Origin of the sequence: Arsenophonus sp. aPb, assembly GCF_029873475.1 — a bacterium.
Lineage (GTDB): Bacteria > Pseudomonadota > Gammaproteobacteria > Enterobacterales > Enterobacteriaceae > Arsenophonus.
Window position 1 is genome coordinate 506,261 of the sequence record NZ_CP123499.1, and the last position, 21,888, is coordinate 528,148.

The following is a 21,888-nucleotide window of genomic DNA, read 5'->3' on the forward strand; positions in this document are numbered from 1 at the left end:
GTCTATGAAAGATCAATTCTCTGACATTGAGCGCGTTGTTATTAAAAGATTGTTGCGAATACGACAACAGCGAGAACTAAGCTTGCAATCTCAATGGCAACAAATTGAGCGTGAGCAGCAAGCGCTACAATCAACCCTTGCCGAGTTGGAACGGCAACGAATGAAACTTTGGCACGATTTAGCGACGCCTTCATTGCCAAATGAGACCATTTCCCGTGACCAACTGGCATTATTTAAGCAATCTATGCGGGAAGTGTATCTGGCCGAGCGAGCCCTAAAAGAGCGTATTGCCCAACTAAGTGAGACCATCATTGAACTAGAGTGCCAAAAGGAGCAACTGGCTAAACAACGTCTGCTAATGATTAAAAACCAAGAAAAACTGAAAGAGGTGATGAATGACTAATATGATCGAGCGTAATGTTGTCACCGCGAGTAGGGTGCCTAATATTCAACGCCGCCAGGAGGCTGATCCCGAACTAAAACGACGTTTTGAACGTTTTTTGTTGGCGCAACAGCCTGATAACGCCACATCAGTGTCGGATTGGTCTTCGGTCTCAGAGACACTGGCTTATCGTAATAGCTCAGCAACATTAAATAATGTATATCTGTTACGTGATGGTAATAGTTTAACTTATCGATTACTGAATGGACCGATGATGGGCATGGTGATCATTGCGCGCTGGCAAAAACAGGGGGCGGTACATTTACAGTTGAAACCGGCTAATTCTGTTCAATATCGCGTATTAGCTCGGGTAAAGCAAAAATTAACAGCAACATTAGCACAACGGGGTTTTTTACTCTCTTTGGAGATAGAAGATGGCGCATAATGAACGGCGAATGCTTTACCAGTGGTTAAGCACCGGTTTAGCAAAAGATAATTGTCGCATTCAGCTTGCTTATGTTGAAGGGGATGGCCAGTGGTGGTCGTGGCTGTCCGAAGATTCGGTCGGTATTTGGTGTGATAATCCTAATTGGCAGCAGGCGCTGCAAACCTACAGTGGTAGCGCTGATCCAACCCTTGTTACTGAAGATTTGTTTCCTTGTATTAGCGCCGCTTGGTTTGCATTACTTGGTGAAACAGTTAATGCAAGATTGAGCCAACAGCCGATTGATTACCGGTTGCCTAAGGGCATTTATCCCGTGGTTACAGTAGATGAATGTCAATTTGTTGTGGTCAATATTGGATTGGAAAAATGGCAGGCTGCTTTCGCCAATTGGACACCATTTGACGCTCCGTCTGTGCAAGTGACGGTTAAATTGTTAGCCGGCTTTATTGCTGATTGCGAAAATATTCGTCACAACTATGGTTATTGGTTAACGGGGGATGTGGATATTGAGCAAGACGAAGCATTGTTATGGTGGCATGAACCATTAGCTCTCGTTACATTAACCGATGTTAATCAACTATGGATAAAAGAGATTCGACCGGCGGTGACGTTTAACCAAATACCCTATTTAGCTCAGGTAGCCACCATTGATTTGCCACTAGCGCAACTTTATACCCTGATCGCCGCTGAAAATTTGACAGGTAAGGTGACATTAGAAACACGGGTTCGATTATTGCATGATGAACAACCCGTGGCTTGGGGAGAACTATTAACCGCTCGAACTGGGACGGCATTTCACTGCCTGGAACTTGAAAAATAGTTTTGCTGTTTTTTCTTGCCTCTTTTTCTAATGCAATAATATTGAAAATATTTAGCCTAGACAAAAGAGGTAGAAAAAACAGAGAGTCTCGACAAGCTATATATGCTCATGCTTATGATGACATGCAAGGGCAATGCATTTGATTTTATCAGACAAATACAGCAGGATTAATGATACGACTACCGCGCCAATAAGGTATAAATAACCAGTGGCTTTATCATGCCAGTCGAATAAAAACATGCAGTAGAATGAAATTGATGATATTAACAGGAAAGCGATTATCATCAATAAGTATGACACAATCAGCGATAGGCATTTTTTCATATAACCTCCTATTAGATTAGATGACAATATTATTTACATCTATCTTTCATTGATATGATCCTAACTATAGATGATTATTAACGGATCGTATAAAAAATTTAAATTTTTCATAATATTTAATCTTTTTTGTTACCGTTAGCAATGCTCTTTTTAGGCTATTATTATAGTTTTTTGTGATTTAGCGCCAAGCGGATGGTTGAATTTTTTTTAAAACATCATGGCAATGTTCCGCCGCATAATCAATCATCTGGTTATATAAGAGCGCGGTACAAGTAAAGGTATTTGTGCAGCCAAGTAATCGATCTTTCCAATCATTAAAGGTATTTTCTGTAATCAGCGTGGGATCAAGTTTGTGGGCTTTTTCCATTAAGGCGTAAGCATAATATCTGAGCATGAGGGGCGAATCCAATTCGGTACCAAAAACAGCACTAGATGAATAGCGGGTAAAAACGGCGGATAAAGAAAGTAGGTGTTCTGCTTTATTGCGCTCGCTACTGGCTGTCAAATCATATAGTTTTAGGATCTGGTTATAATTTTCATTTTTTAAGCTATAGCCGTGTTCAAGATCAAGCACATGAGCAAAAATCTCCTTTAATGTCTGTTGTGAAGTCTCATCAATTAATTTAGTGGCCAAAGTATAGGATTTTTGTGCCTGAACAAATAGTGCATTAAGTTGTTGGTCTAAATTTAATGTCTCAAGCAGCTTATTGAAGGTTGCTTGGTGTTGACTATAAGTAAAATGACTAGAAAACAGTGGGAAATCTTGGTTAAAACATTCATCAAGAGTGAATTGCTGAGAACTTAAATTTTCGCCATGCTGAAAAACAAAAATGTTATTCCACTTGGTTTCCAGATCAGGATCTAGCATTTTTGTCAGATTATTTTCAGCAACCACTAACGTTCTGCCCGCTTTGGTCGGAGAAAGTAACAGATAGTTTTGTGCGTTACTATCTGACCAATCTACCTTACCGGCAAAATCACCAAATATTCCCTCAATTTGTTCATATTCTAGCTGTTGCTTTATTTCTGGTAGTTGTAAATATTTTTCATAGAGCTTGTTAGCCATGGTGGTAGTGAGGCTATCAATACCGGTTTGAGTTCTGGCGGCCAAGATCGTTTGAATAAAACTACTATTAAATTTCGCTGATACCATTAAGTTCGGTTGATGGTTAAAATAATTGAGAAAAATATTGATGTTAGCAGGGCGTTTTTTCAGCGTATTAATTAATTGGGTTGAGGAGTTTGCCAGCAAGTTATCCATCAGTTTATTGACAAAAATACTAATTTCTTTATTAGACATAAAAGCAGGTTTTGCCAGAAAATCCAATAGCGGTAAAGTAACATGCTTAAGATTAATGTTAGGCTGGTCAAGAGAATGAATTAGCTGTAGAGCCAACTTATTTTTTAATTCTTGATATCTATCATCAATGCTATTAAGACTGGTTAGTAGACTGCTTCGGTTATTGAAATGATTAAGTACCACATCTAGCACATCCTCATCCCATTCATCAGGAAGGCGAAGAGTGAAACTATCATTTAAAGAAGCACCCGCAAAATTAGTGTTCATAATGCTTAACTCTTTCAGGATAGTGTTACTCAGATCGGCATTGCTAACATCAGTTTTAGCTAGGTTAGCCCCGGTTAGATCGGCTTGATCAAAAATAGCCTCATGCAGGGTAAGATCATTCAAATAGGCTTGTGTTAACTTGGCGTTAGTGAAATTTGCACCTTGCAGCTTAGTATGCGCTAAGGTTGCACCACTTAAGTTAACCATACTCAGATTGGTGTTAGTCAAGTCTGCACCTGATATCGTTGCTTTCGCTAAATTAGCACCCGCCAAATTACTATTAGTCAAATTACTATTATTTAAGTAAGCGTCTTCCAATATAGCGTCATTCATGGCAGAGTCGACTAAATTAGTGTAACATAAATCAGCCTTAGCTAAGTTAGCCCCGGTTAATTGCGCTTCATTTAAGTTAGCCGCGCGTAGATTAGCATTCACCAATTGAGTCTGGTTCATGATTGCTTTTGCTAGATTCGCCTCCACCATGGTGATACCTGTCAGGTTAGCTCTACTTAAATTGGTTCCTTGTAAATTAGCCTGAGCAAGGTTATGGTAGCCACCAAAAACTTGAGTAAGATTGAGGTAACGGAAGTCTTCACCTGATAAATTAAGGTTGACGTCAGGCCGCCGTTTGGCCAGTTGTCTGCTTAATGCTTGCAGCTTTTGTTGTTGTGATTGGTAGAAACTAGAAGCATTAGGTTCAGATAACCAGTTTTTAGCGGCTTCATTAGCCCTTTTACCACCCAGGCCTTGGGTTTTTAATTGATAAAGCCGCTCACGTATTGACACTGGTGCTAATTCCAGCTCACCCGCAGCATTGCGCAGATATTTGCGGCCATAAAGGGTATTTGTTTGCAGATTGATTTGCACCCAAATGTCTTTACCTCGTTGTTTACCAATATTTACTACCTGAACCTCTTTTCTCAAATCCAGACGATAAGCTGTCTCCACTTTGTACGGGCATGACAACTCAACCGGTAAGTCTTGTGCTTTTTTTTTCAGTGCATTGATTAATGGGGTTAATCCGTGAACTTTCTGTTGGAGCTGCTGTGCGGCATTTTTTAACGCATTAATACCTTTTATTCCCCCTGATGTTAATAATTCAAAACCGGGATCCGCACCACGTAAAAAAGATACGCCTAAGTCCCTATAAGTTTTAGCTGGTATGCGATTTGTGATCTGTGGAATACCAAATTTGACAAACTGTTTACTGCTTTCACGTAATGCTTGCTGAAAAGTCGCCTGTTTTAGTCCGGTTCTTACCCCATTAATGACAGCATCTCCCAGTGCGGTACTAAACCGACTACTTACTTGCACACCTTTGCCAAAAAACGGAAAAAAACTAAGTAGATCAAATGCACCCGCTTGCAGCGCCTTCTCTTTATTACCCTTTTGCGCTTCTGTGATCATGGAATAAAACGGAATAAGGCTTAAGAAAAAAGCGTCCACTTTTTGCCGGGTAGTTTCTTGATAACCTTCTTGTTGCAGTTTTTCGCATAGTTTTTCCGCACGTCGCTTAACAAGCTTGTCGATCAGCATGTCCGATTTATCAGTGGCGGTTTTTAAAGTCAAAATAGGAGAGGTTTTTAATTTATAGTCATCATCATAGCGAACGTGATTATCATGATAAAACAGATCAAGAATGGCATCTTTATTGTCGTCAACCCGATGTAATTTATAACTACCGATGCCATGGTCTGTAGTTAAGGCATACATTCGTTGTTTGCCGTTAAAGGTACACTTCAGCATGTCAATCGATTCCGGTACACGGGTCACTAAGCCATCTGAATCCCTTATTCCTAGCCTTGTGGCTGGCGATAGTGGGATACCTTGCAAACTAGCTATGGCATTAAATTCAACCTTCATCAATTGAATGTCAGCCTGTTGAATAAAAATTTGTTCTTCTTCGCTGAGTGAGTTAAAGGTCTGAGGTAGCAGGATCTTTTCTATCTGTTTGGTAAGCTCTGCAAATTGTTGATTTTGATATTTAAACACATTGTCAATATTGGGTAATAGTGGCGTATCACCGCGCCGATTGGGATATTTAACCTCTCGATTTTTATACAAATAGTCATTTAACCAACCTTCATCAATATCATGCTCTTTTAATTGTTGGCGGGCAAGATCTGGCCGTGATTGCCAACTTTCTCGCAGAGCAATCAATTTGATAAAAGGGTTATTTTGGCCAGATTGCTTTAAATAATCAAAATAACTGTCATAAATGGATGCCTTGGCTAATGGTGTTGCTAGCGCGCTATTTTCGCTGTTTAACTGGTCATGGAGTAGGGCTGGTAATTTGAAGTATCGATTATACTCAGCTGGGAGAAGTTGTTGCTGTAAAAGTGCGGCCACCAACATACCGTTATTGCTAATGTCTTCCAGACTCATGTTGTTAATATCAGCACCGATTTCATTGAGTATTGTTAGTCCAGCATGTAGATAGCCCCACTCTGATTGATTGATCATCATGTTAGACAAAGTTTTTTGTTGCTGCTCGTCGTCAGTTTGCAGCATAAAGGTTGGCATAATGCGATTGATAATCTGTTGTTGATAGTAAATACGGGCTTTCGGTGACAATTTGTTAGGCGTGTGATGATCATTCAGTTGCTTGAATAAACGACGTTGCAGATTAGCATGATGGAAGAGGGAATGTTCCCGTGATTGGATATCACTGACCTGTTTTAACACCCATGCTTCCGTGGACATACCGAATATGGCGTATTGTAACCAATTGGCAATGACGATTCGCTGCCGAGCAGAAGAGATTTTTTCTCCTTGATTAGCACCATATTCTCCTAATGGCTGTAATAGTAACCTGGCAAGGGCGGTTATCTTCTCTTTATTATCTTTATAGCGGGTCAGATAATCAATAACAGGGTTTACTAGTGAAAGGGTTTGTGTTGCGTTATTATGTTGGTCGAGTGGGTAGCCGTCTTCAATTAATAATGAACGTAAGCGTTGATTCTGTTCATTATAGACAAGTTTATTAAAATCATTAGCGTTGAGCGATAAAATAGGTTTAGGCTGATAAAGCGATTGATTCATAACTGCAACAATACCATTGTTATCTCTGGTGGCGTTATTTGACAATGGAGTTTGCGCTATTTCTTGGTTTTGTTGTATCAGATTTGTTAGCGTTTTTTCGCTGCTCGTCGCATGCTTTTCACTTGATCTATTTTCGTTCTCTATTATTTGGTGCCGAGTAGGATCGAATATAGACAAAAGCCCGTGAGATAGTGAAGGCGTTGAATCGATAGGCGGCATTTAACGATCCCTTATGTAATTAAAATGTAAAAATATAGTAAGTGACGATTAAATACTTTCATAAAAAAACTTTTGCTATTTATTTACAGGATCTAATAAATAACAGACGAAGTGATGAAGAGAGCAAGGTGAATGTTTGCTAAGGATGGTTATTGCTTTTATGTTGTCTTTTTTAGATGAGTTAATCGGCCCAGCTAGTGTAAGTGTGTTATTGGTAAAATATGATCCAGTTATTTTTTATATTGTCATTGATTGTTTTAATGCAGAATTGATCAGTTGAGTTTATCCCAACTGATCAACAAATTTATAATTTTTGATATTTAGTTAGCATTAATGCCATGCTAGTAACTAAAATTAAAATATAAACCATCCATAGATATAAATTCATTTCAATAAAGAAACTACCTATCCCTCCGATGATAGAGGGAATAACTAAGGAAGCTGAACCCATTAACGCTGATGTTGCTCCCAGGCTATTTTTTTGGCTACTCATTGTTAGATAGGTATATAGAGATTCGAATAACCCACCAGTAAACATAATGATGGCAAAGAATGCAAAGAAAGTGATGGTATTATTTTGGTAGATAAATATAGGAATAAATAAAATTATTAATATTTGCAGCGATCTTAGCCAAATAGATAAAATTTTTGTGGCACTAAATTTCCGTAGCAATTTGCTGGATAAAAATGCGCCTGCCAGTAAAAAAAGCCCGATAATAGCCGAGTAGATACCGAATATTGAGGCGCTAGCACCAAATTTGATCATAAAAATAAATGGCGCCGCGGTTACATAACAATAAATTAATGAAAAAGATAAACCGAGCGATAAACAAGGTAAATAGAATTTGGGTTGGCAGGCAATATATTGATATATATTACTGGTTTTGCGCCAAGAAAAAATTGTCCGTTTTTTTACTGTTAACGTTTCTGGAAAAGCAAAAAAGACATAGACAATGGTAATTAAGGCGTAGATAAAAATTAAGCCGAATATACTGCGCCATCCCCATAAATCATTGATAAAACCGCCAATTAATGGTGAAGCAATCGGGACAAAGCCTTCAATCGTAATGATGATGCTATATAGTAGAGCGGCAACAGTTCCTCGCGAAACATCACGTACTGCGCTGACGGAGGTGACTAAGGTGATTGAGATACTCAATCCTTGGATAACACGAATAACAAGAAAAGCAGGTAGACTTTCTGTCTGTGTTAACATGAATGTTGTTGCTGCATAGATAGTCGCACCGGTTAACATAATTCTGCGGCGACCAATGGCATCGGAAAGTGGACCAAAGATTAATTGTCCTAAGCCAATTGCCAAGGTATAGACCATGATTGAAAGCTGGGTTGATGAGAGACTTTTATTAAATTCTTTTGCGATATCAGGAATAGAGGGCAAATAAGTATCAACCCCTAAAATACCCATCATAGTGAGCAATGCTAAGCCAAAAGTAAAGAAAGCCAAATTTTGTCTGTTAATTTTTTTCATAAATATTTCCCTTAATAGAAAATTTTATTTCAAGCATGCAGGAAAATTTCAGGATCGATATTCAAACGGAGTTGCTGCTAACTAGCAAACTTTTCTATTTTTTGTTGAGCTTTAATTTAGTTTTATCCGATTTGCGCTGTTTTTTAATCCTATTTAATTAAAATCATACAAATTGAGTAAATTAAAATGCAAATTCGTTACAGTAGGCGAGTTGTTTATTAATAGAATATTGATGAAAAAATAGATGGCAATTTACCTTGATATAATTAAATGATCATACGGCAGTGATATCTTAGAAAACTATTACAATTTAGAATAAGTTAGGGGTTAACTGGATGTTATTGTTACGCTAATTTTAATCAGTAAATATTTAGATTTTAATGATAAAGGCTCGGTAACTGACCGAGCCTGTTGTTTATTATATATTGAGGATAACTTTGGCAATTTCGAAATAAATAATCAGGCCAGTACCATCAACCAGTGTGGTGATAAATGGTGCTGAAACTACCGCCGGATCAATACCACATCTTTTAAGTAGTAGAGGAATGACCGAAGAGACAATGGCTGACCATAGAGTAATACAGATCAGTGACAGACTGACAACGATACAAATATCCCAACCAATATTCATAAAGCTGGCACGCAGGATCCCTGCTGCTCCTAAAGTGATGGCGATTAATACCGCAGTCGACATTTCTTTACGTAAGATCTGCCATAAATGGTTGATGGAAAGCTCTCCGATCGCCATTGAACGCACAATCGTTGACGTAATCTGAGTACCACTGTTACCGCCTGTTCCCACTAACAGTGGAATAAAGAAGGCTAAAGCAATTACTGCCTCTAACTGCTCTTCAAATGATTTGATGACCGTGCTGGTATATGCTTCTGCAATAAATAGTAAAAGTAACCATACACTACGTTTTTTCCACAGGGCAAAAGGACTCGTTTGAAGATAAGGTTTATCTAACGGTAAACTACCACCTTGTAGTTGAGCATCTTCGGTTGCATCATCTTCCAATATGCGATCAATTTCTCGTTCGCTAAGGGCGCCAACTAATACGCCTTTATCTAATACTGGCACCAGATCGAAACCACAGTCATGCAATGATTTTGCTAATTCAGTGCGTTTAGCATCCGGGGCAACAAAGAAAAAGTTGGGTTTCATCAGTTGGTTGATGCTATCACTATCAGTAGGATGCTTTAATAGCGATTTCACTGATAAAATACCGATTAATATTTCATTAGTCGTAATGAAAATTTGATTGGTGATACTATTTTCTTCAAGTTTTTCCAGAAAAACTTTTTTTGCTTCAGCAACAGAAATATGTTCTGGTAAAGTCATATAATTCTGTGTCATATATGAAGCGGCAGTTGGGTTTGCCTGGTCAACATGATAGCGAGGTTTAAATGTATTTTGTTGGATAGGTAAAGCCATATAAAAGTCCCCTATAGGTGTTAAAATCTCTCACCGGGGCGAACTAACGTGGGAAATAGATCCCAACGTTTAGGTTTTAGCTTCTAACAACGTATTCCAAGCGGAAAGTTACTTTTGTAAGACCTTGATTCGATCATACCTGTTTTACCAATACAAGCCTGTCTCCATGCAAGTACGGCAGTAACTTTTGTTTGTTAGGTAGCCTCGCCATAACGAGATCGTTTATTGTATTTCACGTCAACAGTGTTGAACGCCTGCGATTATAAATTTACTTATCTTGATTACAATTCTTTCTTTAAGTTGTTTAGTTAAGATTTAAGAAAGTCAAATTTTAACAGTCAAAAATAAGAAAATGTTGTCTTTATTTTATTATAAAGTAAAAGAGATGCTTGTTTGAAATATGAATGGATAAAAATTAGATGGTTTTAATCGAAATATTATAAAGGTTTTTAACTTTTTGTTTTTACTATCTTAAATAACGCCATTTATATTACATAAATGTTTCTGGTGCGATAATTGTAAATGCGCCTTTAACAATTAAAATAAATACGGCTGCCCAAATAGCTGCTGATAATAAGCAGACACTATATACCTTAGTTCGATTCATTAATAACATGCCGGCTACTAATGGAATCATGTATCTTAATACCGCAATAAAACGAGATGTAAATAACACGGTTATCCCTTGGTTTTGTAATTTGTTATGGGCATTATCAATAGTTGATTGATAACGACTAAAAAAACGGCTAAATAATTTTCTGCGGGTTATTTGATTACCCAAATAGTAGGAAATTATTGAACCAATGGTTGCACCTAAAGTAATAGCCAACCAAACTAAACTAATATTTAGTTTTGGCAGACTAGCAGTAATACCGGTTAATAACATAACGGATGCAGGTGGTAGAAAAGAAGATAAAACAATCGTAGATTTGCTCATTGCAATGCTAAATAATATGGTAAATAACCATATTGGATGTAAATTAATCTCTGACCAAAATGCATTTAGATATGTCATAAATTCTTCTGTTTTCATTGTGTTATTTTCTCTTTAGTGAGTTATTTCTGACAAAATAAAAAATATTATAATAATATAATCTATCTATATTAGCGTAAATTAAAGTTATTTAATTGTTGGTATAATAGGATTAACTTTGCTAAGTTTAAATTCAGTGATTTATGAGTAAATAAAATTTTTGCTCAAGATATGCATATGTTAGTCAATGGTTGGCTAAATGGTCAATCGCTTTAGTTAACAATATATATTAAATAAATAATATCTTTATTTAGCTAGCAAACAGAACGGTTATTTTAAGCTAGTTTGAATTTTAATTAGCATTGAATCTTAGTGCATCAGATCGATTTTGCCATACCCGCTGTTTAGACTTGTAAATCTATTAATGATTATTTTTGTCATTAACAACACATTTTTTGTTAATGACAAAATAATTAGTTAAGTATTTTTTTATTTAATGGAGTTTCTACTTCGGATCTTTTTAAATAGGCATATAATATTGCACTAATTAAAGTCCCACACATAATCGCTAATAGATAAGCAATAATTGGTTGTACCGCCCCAGGGATCAACATAACAAATAGCCCACCATGAGGTGCCATTAGTGTGACATGAAAATACATTGATAATGCGCCGGTAATTGCTCCGCCAAGCATACAGATGGGTAATACCCGCATTGGGTCACGGGCGGCAAAGGGAATGGCGCCTTCAGAAATAAAACATAGACCTAATATGAACGCTGCTTTGCCGCCTTCACGTTCATTAGTTGAAAACTTGTGACGAGCAAACAATGTCGCAAGTCCCATGGCTAAAGGGGGTACCATGCCCGCTGCCATAATGGCTGCCATAGGTCCATAAGTTTGGGCGCTTAATAAAGCGACACCAAATGCATAAGAGGCTTTATTAACCGGCCCTCCCATATCTGTACACATCATTGCACCTAAAATAATACCTAATATGACGGCATTGGTTGTGCCTATGTTGGTTAGCCATTCTGTAAGGGCGCTCATTATCCAGGAGACGGGATTACCGATAATATAGATCATAATTAAGCCAGTAATTAACGTGGCGAATAATGGCACGATTAAGATGGGTTTTAGGGACGCCATACTTTTTGGTAAAGGAAAGTGTTGATTGAGCAATTTGGCGACATAGCCAGCCATAAAACCAGCAATTATACCACCAAGAAAACCGGCATTGGTGCTAACTGCTAGCATGCCACCAACTAATCCAGGTGTTAAACCCGTTCTGTCAGCAATTGAGTAAGCTATATAACCAGATAAAATGGGTACCATAAGCGCCAAAGCAGAGTGTTTACCAATTTGCATTAATGCCGCAGCTAATGTACCTGGTTGCTCGGCTGCATCTAAACCAAACATAAAAGAGAGGGCGATACAAAGGCCGCCGGCTACTACCATCGGTAACATGTAAGAAACACCAGTAAGTAGATGACGATAGAGGTTTTGTGTTGTTGTTTTCTCGGTTAAGTTGTCTGAGCTATTTTTTATTTTGTTAGGTTGATAATATTCAGCTTTAGCTAATGCATTATCCATTTCTTGCGCGGTTCTTTTTAAGGCGGCACTTGTTGAGGTGTGATAAATACGTTTACCAGCAAATTTCGCTAAATCAACTTCAATATCAGTGGCAGCAATAATAAAATCGGCGTCATTAATCTCTTCTAAGGTAATTTCATTGCCTGTTCCAACCGAACCACGCGTTTCTACCTTAATTTGCCAGCCTCGCTTTTTAGCTTCAATTTCTAATGCTTCTGCTGCCATAAAAGTATGTGCCACACCCGTAGGACAAGCGGTCACGGCTAAAACACGCTGATTTTTTGCGGTTGCTGATTTAATAAGATTTGCTTTGTCCGCAATGATCGCTTTATTTTCGGCCATAGAGAGAGTCTTTTCTGGCGCAAGTATTATCTGTGTTTCGTTGGTAAAGAAAACTTTTTTACCGATTAATTGTTGTTCATCAGCTATATTTTCACCAATAGCAATAATCAATTCAGCATCCGCAGTATTACCCGTTAATTTTAAAGATTGTTGTTGTATCTGCTGACATAGTATTTGCTTAGCAAGATAGGTTCTTGCTGGCATTTGGGGTGAGTGGATAATAGCAATTGTTTTCATCAAGAAATTCCTTATATTTGAAATGGGATCAGAGCAACTTGGTTCATCATTTTTGTCAGTTGTTGCCGATCCATGCTCCTAACATTACCTTGGCTGACTGTTATGGCACTAATAGCTGTTGCTAAGCGCAAGGTATGTTCACTGGTTTGCCGCATCATTAAACCATAAATTAAACCTCCGACCATGGCATCTCCGGCACCAACAGTACTTACAACCTGACATTTTGGTGGAGTTGCTAACCAAGCACCGGATGCGTTGACCCACATGGCACCTTCTTCGCCTAAGGAAATGACAACGTGAGTAATGCCTTGAGAAAGTAATTGCTGGGCCGCTTTGGCGATTTCTTGATAGGTAGGTAAAGGGTGGCCAATCCAACTTTCTAATTCATGTCGATTTGGTTTCACCAACCAAGGATTGGCTTTTAAACCGGCAATCAATGCTTCTCGGCTACTATCAAATATGACGCACATACATTGATTACGTAGCCGTTTCATCCAGTCAGTAAAGTCATCTAAATCGATACCTTTGGGTAAGCTACCACTAACACATATCATATCAAATTGACTTAACCAGCTAAGGGAATCTTTGGCAAAATGCTGCCAATCCTGTTTATTTACTTCAAAGCCGGAAAAATTAAAATCACTAACCACACTATTTTTTTCAGTCAATTTGACGTTAATGCGAGTTCTACCTTCGATGGCATGAAAATGATTTGTGATCCCGCGCTCTTTGAAGTCGTGAAGAAAACCGTTTAGATTTTCTTTACCTAAAAAACCACCGACAGTGACATTAACATTTAGATTTTTTAATGTATTAGCAACATTTATGCCTTTACCTGCCGGATACAATCCATGGGTTTTAACTAAGTTGACAGCACCTTTTTCAATACTGTCTAACATGCCGACTAAATCATATGCCGGATTTAATGTAATGGTTGCAACTTTACCTTTCATGCAATTTTTTCATCCATATTAGCGTTAATCACTTGCTCAATGGCATGTAAGGTTGCTTGGGCGTCAGGGCCACTGATCTTAAATTGGATACGATCATTTTGACGAGCAACTAATCCAATGACACTCATTATATTATGGCCATTGGCAGGAATTCCGTTGCCATCCAAATTAGTAATAGTGACTTTGCTGTTAAATTTTTTTATTGTATTAACTAATTGTGAACTTGGGCGTGCATGTAAACCATGTTTATTATTTAAAGTAAACTCTGCTGATAACGTCCCTTTTTCTTCGTTTGTGTTAGTCGTTAGTAAAGTAAACATCCCTACGGCATCGGGTGCTTGTAGCAATTTTGCTGTTTTTTTATCGATTAATAAATTAGCTAAGTGATTTAAGGTGTTATTAGCCCGATTATCTTTGCATGATAGTGTGATAAGTAGGCAAAGTTGATGATCTTGATAAGATAAAGGCTGTTTAGGACGCGCAATTGCCATGGCTGTTTTTAGGTTACCTTTCTTACTATCACTAAGCCAGATTCCTTGACCTAAATAGAGCGGTGGATTTGTGATCACATCAACGATGAAATCATTATTAATGGCATTTGCATCCTGTAAGTGATTAATATTTAGTGCCTGGAGTGTCATAATATGGTTAGTATCTACATCTAACGTAATCATAGAAGCTTTGAAAATGAAGTCATCAAGCGACTCTTTAGCTAGCAATATATTATATATTGAATCTATTGATTTGGTGGTTGCCATTTCCTTGGCAATATTCTCATCGCTTAGAATATGTGTCAGTTGTCGTAATAAGCTTAAATGTTCCTCCGATTTAGCGGCAATGCCGATGACAATATAAGCTTTTTGGCCATTATCCCAATCTACACCTTGTGGAAACTGAAATATTTGAACGCCTGTCTGTAATACATTATGGCGCGTTTCTACCGTGCCATGAGGAATGGCAATGCCATTGCCTAAATAAGTTGAAGCTTGATTTTCCCTTTTTTGCATACCGGTAAGGTAATCTGACGTAACGTACCCAGCATTGATTAATGCTTGAGCAACTTGTGCGATGGCATGCTGTTTATGGTCGGCAAATTGTGCTAAATGAATATCTTTTTTAGACACATCAAACATGTTTTCTCCTATTCACATAAATGAGTGAAAGATTGCAGTTTTTATACAATAAAAAAACAAAGCTAATTTAGGTTTTATTTTACGCAAGCTGAATCGTTTCAATTTGCATGTAACTTTAGATAAAAACAGATATATTTATCTAATAGTAATTTGTATTTTTATGAGTTTGTTCACGAATAAAATGCTTTTTAATTTATTTAATGAAAAAATATAAGCCTAGGTTGGCAAAATAAAAAAATGAAAGTAAGTTAATTGATATAAAAATGTGATCTTAATAGTAGATTAAAATAAAAAAAATTAAATTTTAACGGTTAATGTCTCAATCTTGATGAATAGTATTAATTTTTGTTAATTAAAGTTAAATATTTATTGATATTTATTGATGTTTATTTTGGTTTACTAGAAATAGAGCAATATTTTTCTATGTGATATCAAGTTGCTTAGTCATTTAATTAATTTTTGTAAAGGTAAAATAGTAAAATAATTTACATTAATTTTAATTATTTATTAAAAATATGTAAAATCTAATGTGTTATTTGGGGTCTATAGATGAATGTTTTAATTAAATGTTAATGCTTAATGTTTTTAACATTTAAATAAAGGATAATGAGAAATATTTATTTTTAGTTAAATAAATAATTAACAACAGCAATGTCTATCTATGATTAGTAAAATCCTCTCTGTTGATTATTTAGCCCAGCTTGTGTGGGCTTTTTGTTTTTAAACAATGTCACTAGCGGAATAATGGGTTTTGCTGTTTGCATACAAACCGTCAGTAACAATCAATAAGCTAGCAAAATTTTATTTAATAATTGCCAATATATTAAGTTTTATAACCATATGATTTACCTAGTTTAAATGGAACACTTTATTGATTTTGTTTTTTAATTTGTTTGTTTTTGCTTCAAGCTTTTCTACTGCTACATTAATTTCTTGCAGAAATTCTTTTTTTGTATGATGTTTAGAGAACTTTACATCCTGTAGGTTCGCCTCAGTAAAATCTGTTCTTGTTAAATTTGCTTTACTGAACTTAGCTTTTTGGCAGTTAGCATTGGTTAAATTTGCATCAGTAAGATCGGCATTTTTTAAGCTAACGTTTATTAAAGTTGCATTAATGAATTTGGCTTTTTGACAGTTAGTGTTGGTTAAATCCGCATCAGTAATATCTGCCTTTTGTAAGCTGGTATTTATTAAAATTGCATCTATGAGATTTGTTTTTTGTAATGAGATCGCTTTTGCTAAATCGGTTTTAGTAATATTTGTTTGTTGTAATAAACTTACTGCTGAATTTATATCGCTAGGATTTGTTTTTTGTAATAAAGTAGTGGCTGCTGATTTTGCTTTTATGAGATTGGCATTAGTAAGCGTTATGTTTTTTAAATCAAGGGTATCTTTTTTGTGTAATAAGATAGCTGCGGCTAAATATCCTTCAATGGCATCTGTTTTTTGTGATAAGTTAGCTGTGATGTTCTCTTCAGTGATCTTGAGTTCGTTAATATTTATTTTTTGTAATGAAATAGCCGCTGCTAGCTTTGCTGCAGTTAATTTTTCTTTAGGAACAACTATTCCTTGTAAATACATGCCTGCTGTAAAATCTGCTTCTGTTAAATTAGCGTCAGTGATATTTGTTTCTTGTAAGATAGCTCCAGTTAAACATGTATTTTTTAATTGAGCATTTTTTAAGGTAGCTTGGTATAAATTAGTAAAACTTAAATTGGCATTGTCCAGTACTGCTTCGGATAGGTTTGCTTTTTCCAGAACTGCGCCTACTAGATCGGCATTATTAAGCTTTGCTTCAATTAGAATGGTTTTACTTAGATTTGCATTTTTTAAATTAGCATATTTCAAATTTGCCTGGTATAGGTTTGCATTTGTTAATTTTGCACCTTGCATATTTGTTGAAAATAATTCTGCTCCGCTTAGATCGGCATTCGTCATATCTGATAATATAAAATAGCAACCGGAGAAATTAGCATTGTTTAATTTTGTATTTTGCAATTTTGCATCAGATAAATCAGAGGTGATTATTTTTGTGTGACTTAAATCGGCTCCAGTAAATATCGATTTTTGAAAAAAAGTTCCTTTTATGTTTGTATTGCTAAATAAAGCGTTACTGAAATTAACATTGTCGCATTCAGATTTGAAAATCTCCGCTTGACGTAAATCGGCTTTAATAAGTGTTGCTCCTTGCATCTGAGTGGAGGATAGCGTCGCCTTATTTAACAATGCGGAATCTAAACGTGCAAAATTTAATGTCGTCACTTTAATTTCTTCGTTGGACATTTTTAATTTAGCTAATTTAGCTTCAGTTAAATTTGCCTTAACAAGTGTTGCATGATCCAAATTAGCACCAGCTATGGTGGCTCTTACTAACAATGCTGAATCTAATTTTGCATTATTAAATGTTGTGTTTTGAATTGTTGCATCGGTTAGATTAGCATTAGTAAGCGTTGCATGATCAAAATTAGCGCCAAATAGGGTAGCTCTTTCTAACAATGCTGAATTTAATGTTGCATAATTAAATGTATTCGTTTTAATTTCGCCGTCAGATAGCTTTAAGTTAATAATTTTTGTGTCAGTCAGCTTTGCGCAATTAAGTGTTGCGTGATCAAAATTAGCGCCAGCTATCGAGGCTCTTTCTAACGATACTGAATCTAATGTTGCATAATTGAATGTTGTTTTTTCAATTTTTGCACCGTTTAAATTTGCTTCTATTAATTTTGCATGATCAAATGTTGTATTTATAATATCTGTGTTTTGCAAATTTGCTGCGGATAAGTCTGTTCCATCGAAATTTACATTTAACAAATAGGCACCCGCTAAATTAATGCCGTCTAAAATTCTGGCGGATAGATCTGTATTTAATAAATGAATCCTTCCTTTCTTGATGTATATATTTGGATCAATCCGGTTATTTAATAACATGACAGTAGCAGTCATTTTAAATGCATGCTTATCGATTTCTGAAGTAAAATGTTCTCCTGTCTGTCCTTCAACGCAAACAGATAGCTTGTCTGAATGATATTGCGAAGGTTTAATGGTTACCGTGCAACCGTTAAAATTGAATTTGATTTCTTCAGGAATATGATAGCAATTTGAATTAGCAATTTTTTTTTCCAGTGCGCTGGTCATTGTTTGCATTAAATTATCATATTGCTTAGATAATTTTCTTTCCACGCCGCCTAAAGTAAAAAAATTTATGATATGTTCAAGTAATCCTTTTGGTGATGTCGCTGATACTTTTCCCTCTATGCTATTGCTATTTATTGCGTAATTAGCAAACATTGAACAACGATTGGTATCCATATTTATATATGCCATATTTTCTATTTCCCTAATAGTGTCGAATTTAAAATAAACGCGATTGGCGTATTTTGATTAACGGTGTAACCACAATAAATATATATTTATTGTTACTGAATATGTTATTAGTATTGATATATAATCAGATATATTGAATTTATACTATATAATTTTTCTAATGTTTTCTTTAAATTCAACATAATAATTTATATTAATTTAGTTAAATAAATTAATTTATGTTCTTTATTAAGATGGTTATTTGTTATAAAAGTAAGAAGCAGAAATTTTATATTATTCATGCTTGTTTTCTTGATATGATCTAACGTTAATTATAATAATCTATTATCCATAGTTAAATTTCATACGTAGGTTTTTGTAGATTTCCTAATATTCTAATGCGTTAGTTTATATTTCATTCATAACTTGCTGTTAACTTTTGAATATAAATTTATCAATAAGTTATTATTGTTCAGTTATTATCCCTCGATTTAAACTGAAATAATTAATTAACAAATTACTCACGGAAAACCATTAAATTGACTGATTTTGTTTATAAAACAAGCATATGATTTATAAAGACTAGACCGGCGCAAAAACAGCAAGTATAATGCATCCCACTTAGGCCCCTTGGCTCAGTGGTTAGAGCAGGCGACTCATAATCGCTTGGTCGCTGGTTCAAATCCAGCAGGGGCCACCAAATTTAAGCTGTTAAATCAGCGCACATTAAGCCACTTTTTAGTAAGTGGCTTTTTTGTATGTTGAATTTGGAGTGGTGATAAAATAGCGGTGGAAACGACAGCATGTGATTGGCTTGGCATTTTAACGAACGAAACTCTTATCCCTGTATCTGCTCTTGTTGCGATTTGTCTTTTCATCATAAGAGAGTTACTGGATTGTTTTCGTAAGTCAAAAGCCAGGAAGAACGAGATGCGAGCCCTGAAGAAGATTTTTGCTCGAGAATGCCAGTTAGCTTGGAATATAAGCGGACAAATTAAGGAACTATGCGAAAAGTTTGCACCCTATGAAAAAAGACCTATGCATGAATGCCCTCTAGATTTCAGTGTCTCAAAAACTGCGGCTGGTAAAATACGTTATACAGTTACAGAAAACGAAAAATCGATATCAGGAGTGCTAAGCGAGCCATTATTAGCAATCTTCACAAAGCATTTATACGATGTTTCTAAACTCGATTCTGCTTTTTATGAAAAGATGAATTTAGCTTATACCGCCGTGATTGAACTGAAACATTTCGATGACTCATTGCTGGATAATGCAGACACATCGCAGCTAAATGGGATTGATAATATTATGTACGGTTTTTCAGGATATGCCCTTGAAGAGATAGTGTGGATTGAACGAGAGCTGAAGGCTCTCTATCAGTACTGCACGGGTAAAGAGTTGACTGAAGGGCTTTTACGATAAAAATCGGCTTAAGCGGTGAATTGGCGCTAATAAGTCTAAAGTATATTTTGCTAGATTCTAGCGAGGTGTCTTAGTATTTAAGAAAGTGTGTGATCTCAAACTTCAACTAATATCATGTGAAATATATAGAATATGTCAGCCAAGGTCTACAAATTCACAAATTACAGTGGCTAAAACTTTTACTGATGATCTGTTTGCTTAATTATCGCTATCAATAAAAAAGCACCTATCGAGATAGGTGCTTTTTACTATTCTAAAGATAAATAATCGTTTTATTCATCCAAGAAACTACGCAGTACTTCTGAACGGCTTGGATGGCGTAGTTTACGTAACGCTTTTGCTTCAATTTGACGGATTCGCTCACGGGTAACATCAAACTGTTTCCCCACTTCCTCTAAGGTGTGATCCGTATTCATATCAATACCAAAGCGCATACGCAGAACTTTTGCTTCACGGGTGGTCAAGCCAGCCAGAACTTCGTGGGTGGCTGAACGCAGACTTTCCGAGGTAGCAGAGTCTAAGGGTAGCTCTAAGGTCGTGTCTTCAATGAAATCACCAAGATGTGAATCTTCATCATCGCCAATTGGTGTTTCCATTGAAATAGGTTCTTTAGCAATTTTTAGTACTTTACGGATTTTATCCTCAGGCATTAACATGCGTTCTGCTAATTCTTCAGGTGAGGGTTCACGTCCCATTTCCTGAAGCATTTGGCGAGAAATGCGGTTCAGTTTGTTGATCGTTTCAATCATGTGCACTGGAATACGGATAGTGCGCGCCTGATCAGCAATTGAACGGGTGATCGCCTGTCGGATCCACCAGGTTGCATAAGTTGAAAACTTGTATCCACGACGGTATTCAAATTTATCGACCGCTTTCATTAGACCAATGTTGCCTTCCTGAATCAGATCGAGAAATTGGAGGCCTCGATTGGTATATTTTTTAGCAATAGAGATAACTAAACGTAAGTTAGCTTCAACCATCTCCTTTTTCGCGCGACGCGCTTTTGCTTCACCAATAGACATACGGCGGTTAATATCTTTTACTTGTTCAATGGTTAAACCGGTCTCTTCTTCAATCTGTTGTAGTTTTTGTAAAGAGCGTTGTATCTCTTCTTCGACTTCAACTAATTTTTCAGACCAGGGTTTATTCATTGCTTTTGCCGCAGCTAACCAATTAACATTAGTTTCATTACCTGAGAATAAGGTAATAAAGTTTTTCTTCGGCATTTTGCATTGTTCAATACAGAGTTTCATGATGAGGCGCTCTTGAGAGCGAACACGCTCCATCATATCACGCATATTGTTTACTAAATAATCAAACTGTTTTGGTACTAAACGAAACTGTTTGAAAATCTCAGACAACTGCTCAATTTCTGCGATTGAATTAGCATGGTTACGGCCACTTTTTTGAATTTCAAGGGACGTGCGTTCATATTGTTCACGAAGCTCTGAAAATTTTTGCCGAGCGAGTTCTGGATCGACATTGTTTTCATCACTGTCGTCACTATCATCATCTTCGTCTTTATCTTCATCTTCGTCATCATTTAGGGCTTCTTCCGGTAAAACCGAACCGATATGGGTTGCTGTTGGTGCTAAATCTTCTTCAGCGTTAGGATCAACAAAGCCGGTAATAATATCAGATAGGCGGGTTTCATCTTTTTCAACACGTTGGTATTGGTCTAATAGATAAGCGATAGCTTCAGGATATTCAGCGACAGAACACTGAACCTGATTAATGCCATCTTCGATGCGTTTAGCGATATCAATTTCGCCTTCACGGGTCAGTAGTTCTACGGTACCCATTTCACGCATGTACATTCGCACAGGATCGGTTGTGCGGCCTATTTCACTTTCAACACTGGATAATACCTGGGCAGCAGCCTCAACAGCATCATCGTCAGTATCAGTGGCGGTTTCTGCAAGAATAAGATCGTCGGCATCAGGCGCTTCTTCCATCACTTGAATGCCCATATCATTAATCATTTGGATGATATCTTCGATCTGATCTGAATCGACGATATCTTCCGGCAGATGGTCGTTGACCTCAGCATAGGTCAGGTAGCCTTGCTCTTTACCTTTGGTAACTAGTAGCTTCAGCTGTGACTGCGGGTTATGCTCCATAAGACGGTATCCACACTTCATAATTTGGGTTGGTGTTGGTCGGCGAAAACAAGTCAGCCAACAATAAAATTAAAGGGAACTTAATTATTT

General features: G+C 36.6%; 13 protein-coding genes, 1 tRNA gene and 1 riboswitch. Of the genes, 5 read left to right on the forward strand and 9 right to left on the reverse strand.

What is annotated here, in order from left to right:
* The first annotated feature begins 4 nt into the window (after window positions 1–4).
* The 3 genes from QE177_RS02195 to QE177_RS02205 are packed head-to-tail and all read left to right on the forward strand — an operon-like array spanning window position 5 to window position 1,647.
* Window positions 5–403 carry a hypothetical protein gene (locus tag QE177_RS02195; protein WP_280551130.1) on the forward strand — a complete coding sequence of 133 codons (399 nt, stop codon included), beginning with the start codon at window positions 5–7 and terminating at the stop codon, window positions 401–403.
* The gene (locus tag QE177_RS02200) at window positions 396–827 is read left to right on the forward strand and encodes a hypothetical protein (protein WP_280551131.1); all 432 of its coding nucleotides are present in this window, start codon (window positions 396–398) and stop codon (window positions 825–827) included. The genes QE177_RS02195 and QE177_RS02200 overlap by 8 nt, the downstream gene beginning before the upstream one ends.
* Window positions 817–1,647 (forward strand): hypothetical protein, encoded by an 831-nt coding sequence (locus QE177_RS02205; RefSeq protein ID WP_280551132.1) that lies wholly within the window; start codon window positions 817–819, stop codon window positions 1,645–1,647. Before QE177_RS02200 ends, QE177_RS02205 begins: the two co-directional genes overlap by 11 nt.
* 502 nt (window positions 1,648–2,149) lie before the next feature.
* Here QE177_RS02205 and QE177_RS02210 read toward each other — a convergent pair.
* The 8 genes from QE177_RS02210 to QE177_RS02245 all read right to left on the reverse strand — a co-directional run bounded on the left by QE177_RS02210 (window position 2,150) and on the right by QE177_RS02245 (window position 18,274).
* On the reverse strand, window positions 2,150–6,799 hold the full coding sequence (locus tag QE177_RS02210; RefSeq protein ID WP_280551133.1) for a pentapeptide repeat-containing protein: 4,650 nt from the start codon (window positions 6,797–6,799) through the stop codon (window positions 2,150–2,152).
* Between the two features lie 304 nt (window positions 6,800–7,103).
* Window positions 7,104–8,288 carry an MFS transporter gene (locus tag QE177_RS02215; protein WP_280551134.1) on the reverse strand — a complete coding sequence of 395 codons (1,185 nt, stop codon included), beginning with the start codon at window positions 8,286–8,288 and terminating at the stop codon, window positions 7,104–7,106.
* A gap of 418 nt (window positions 8,289–8,706) precedes the next feature.
* Window positions 8,707–9,645 (reverse strand): magnesium transporter, encoded by a 939-nt coding sequence (locus tag QE177_RS02220; protein ID WP_348519923.1) that lies wholly within the window; start codon window positions 9,643–9,645, stop codon window positions 8,707–8,709.
* Window positions 9,646–9,777: 132 nt separating this feature from the next.
* Window positions 9,778–9,947, reverse strand: a riboswitch (M-box (ykoK) riboswitch).
* A gap of 266 nt (window positions 9,948–10,213) precedes the next feature.
* Window positions 10,214–10,756 (reverse strand): DedA family protein, encoded by a 543-nt coding sequence (locus QE177_RS02225; RefSeq protein WP_280551135.1) that lies wholly within the window; start codon window positions 10,754–10,756, stop codon window positions 10,214–10,216.
* Window positions 10,757–11,169: 413 nt separating this feature from the next.
* Window positions 11,170–12,867, reverse strand: coding sequence for a PTS fructose transporter subunit IIBC (fruA, locus tag QE177_RS02230; protein ID WP_280551136.1), 1,698 nt, complete (start codon window positions 12,865–12,867; stop codon window positions 11,170–11,172).
* 11 nt (window positions 12,868–12,878) lie between these two features.
* Window positions 12,879–13,820, reverse strand: a complete 942-nt coding sequence (fruK, locus tag QE177_RS02235; protein ID WP_280551137.1) for a 1-phosphofructokinase — start codon at window positions 13,818–13,820, stop codon at window positions 12,879–12,881.
* Window positions 13,817–14,953 (reverse strand): fused PTS fructose transporter subunit IIA/HPr protein, encoded by a 1,137-nt coding sequence (fruB, locus tag QE177_RS02240; protein WP_280551138.1) that lies wholly within the window; start codon window positions 14,951–14,953, stop codon window positions 13,817–13,819. The genes fruK and fruB overlap by 4 nt, the downstream gene beginning before the upstream one ends.
* Window positions 14,954–15,802: 849 nt before the next feature.
* Window positions 15,803–18,274 carry a pentapeptide repeat-containing protein gene (locus tag QE177_RS02245; RefSeq protein WP_280551139.1) on the reverse strand — a complete coding sequence of 824 codons (2,472 nt, stop codon included), beginning with the start codon at window positions 18,272–18,274 and terminating at the stop codon, window positions 15,803–15,805.
* A gap of 603 nt (window positions 18,275–18,877) precedes the next feature.
* Between QE177_RS02245 and QE177_RS02250 the strand changes: the two genes are divergently transcribed.
* Both QE177_RS02250 and QE177_RS02255 read left to right on the forward strand, forming a co-directional pair.
* Window positions 18,878–18,953, forward strand: a tRNA-Ile gene (locus QE177_RS02250).
* A gap of 89 nt (window positions 18,954–19,042) precedes the next feature.
* Complete coding sequence (locus QE177_RS02255) at window positions 19,043–19,678, forward strand: hypothetical protein (RefSeq protein ID WP_280551140.1); 636 nt, start codon at window positions 19,043–19,045, stop codon at window positions 19,676–19,678.
* Window positions 19,679–19,950: 272 nt separating this feature from the next.
* Here QE177_RS02255 and rpoD read toward each other — a convergent pair whose 3' ends face one another.
* Window positions 19,951–21,798: an RNA polymerase sigma factor RpoD gene (gene rpoD, locus QE177_RS02260; RefSeq protein WP_280551141.1), complete on the reverse strand. Its 1,848-nt coding sequence runs from the start codon at window positions 21,796–21,798 to the stop codon at window positions 19,951–19,953.
* Between the last annotated feature and the right edge of the window lie 90 nt (window positions 21,799–21,888).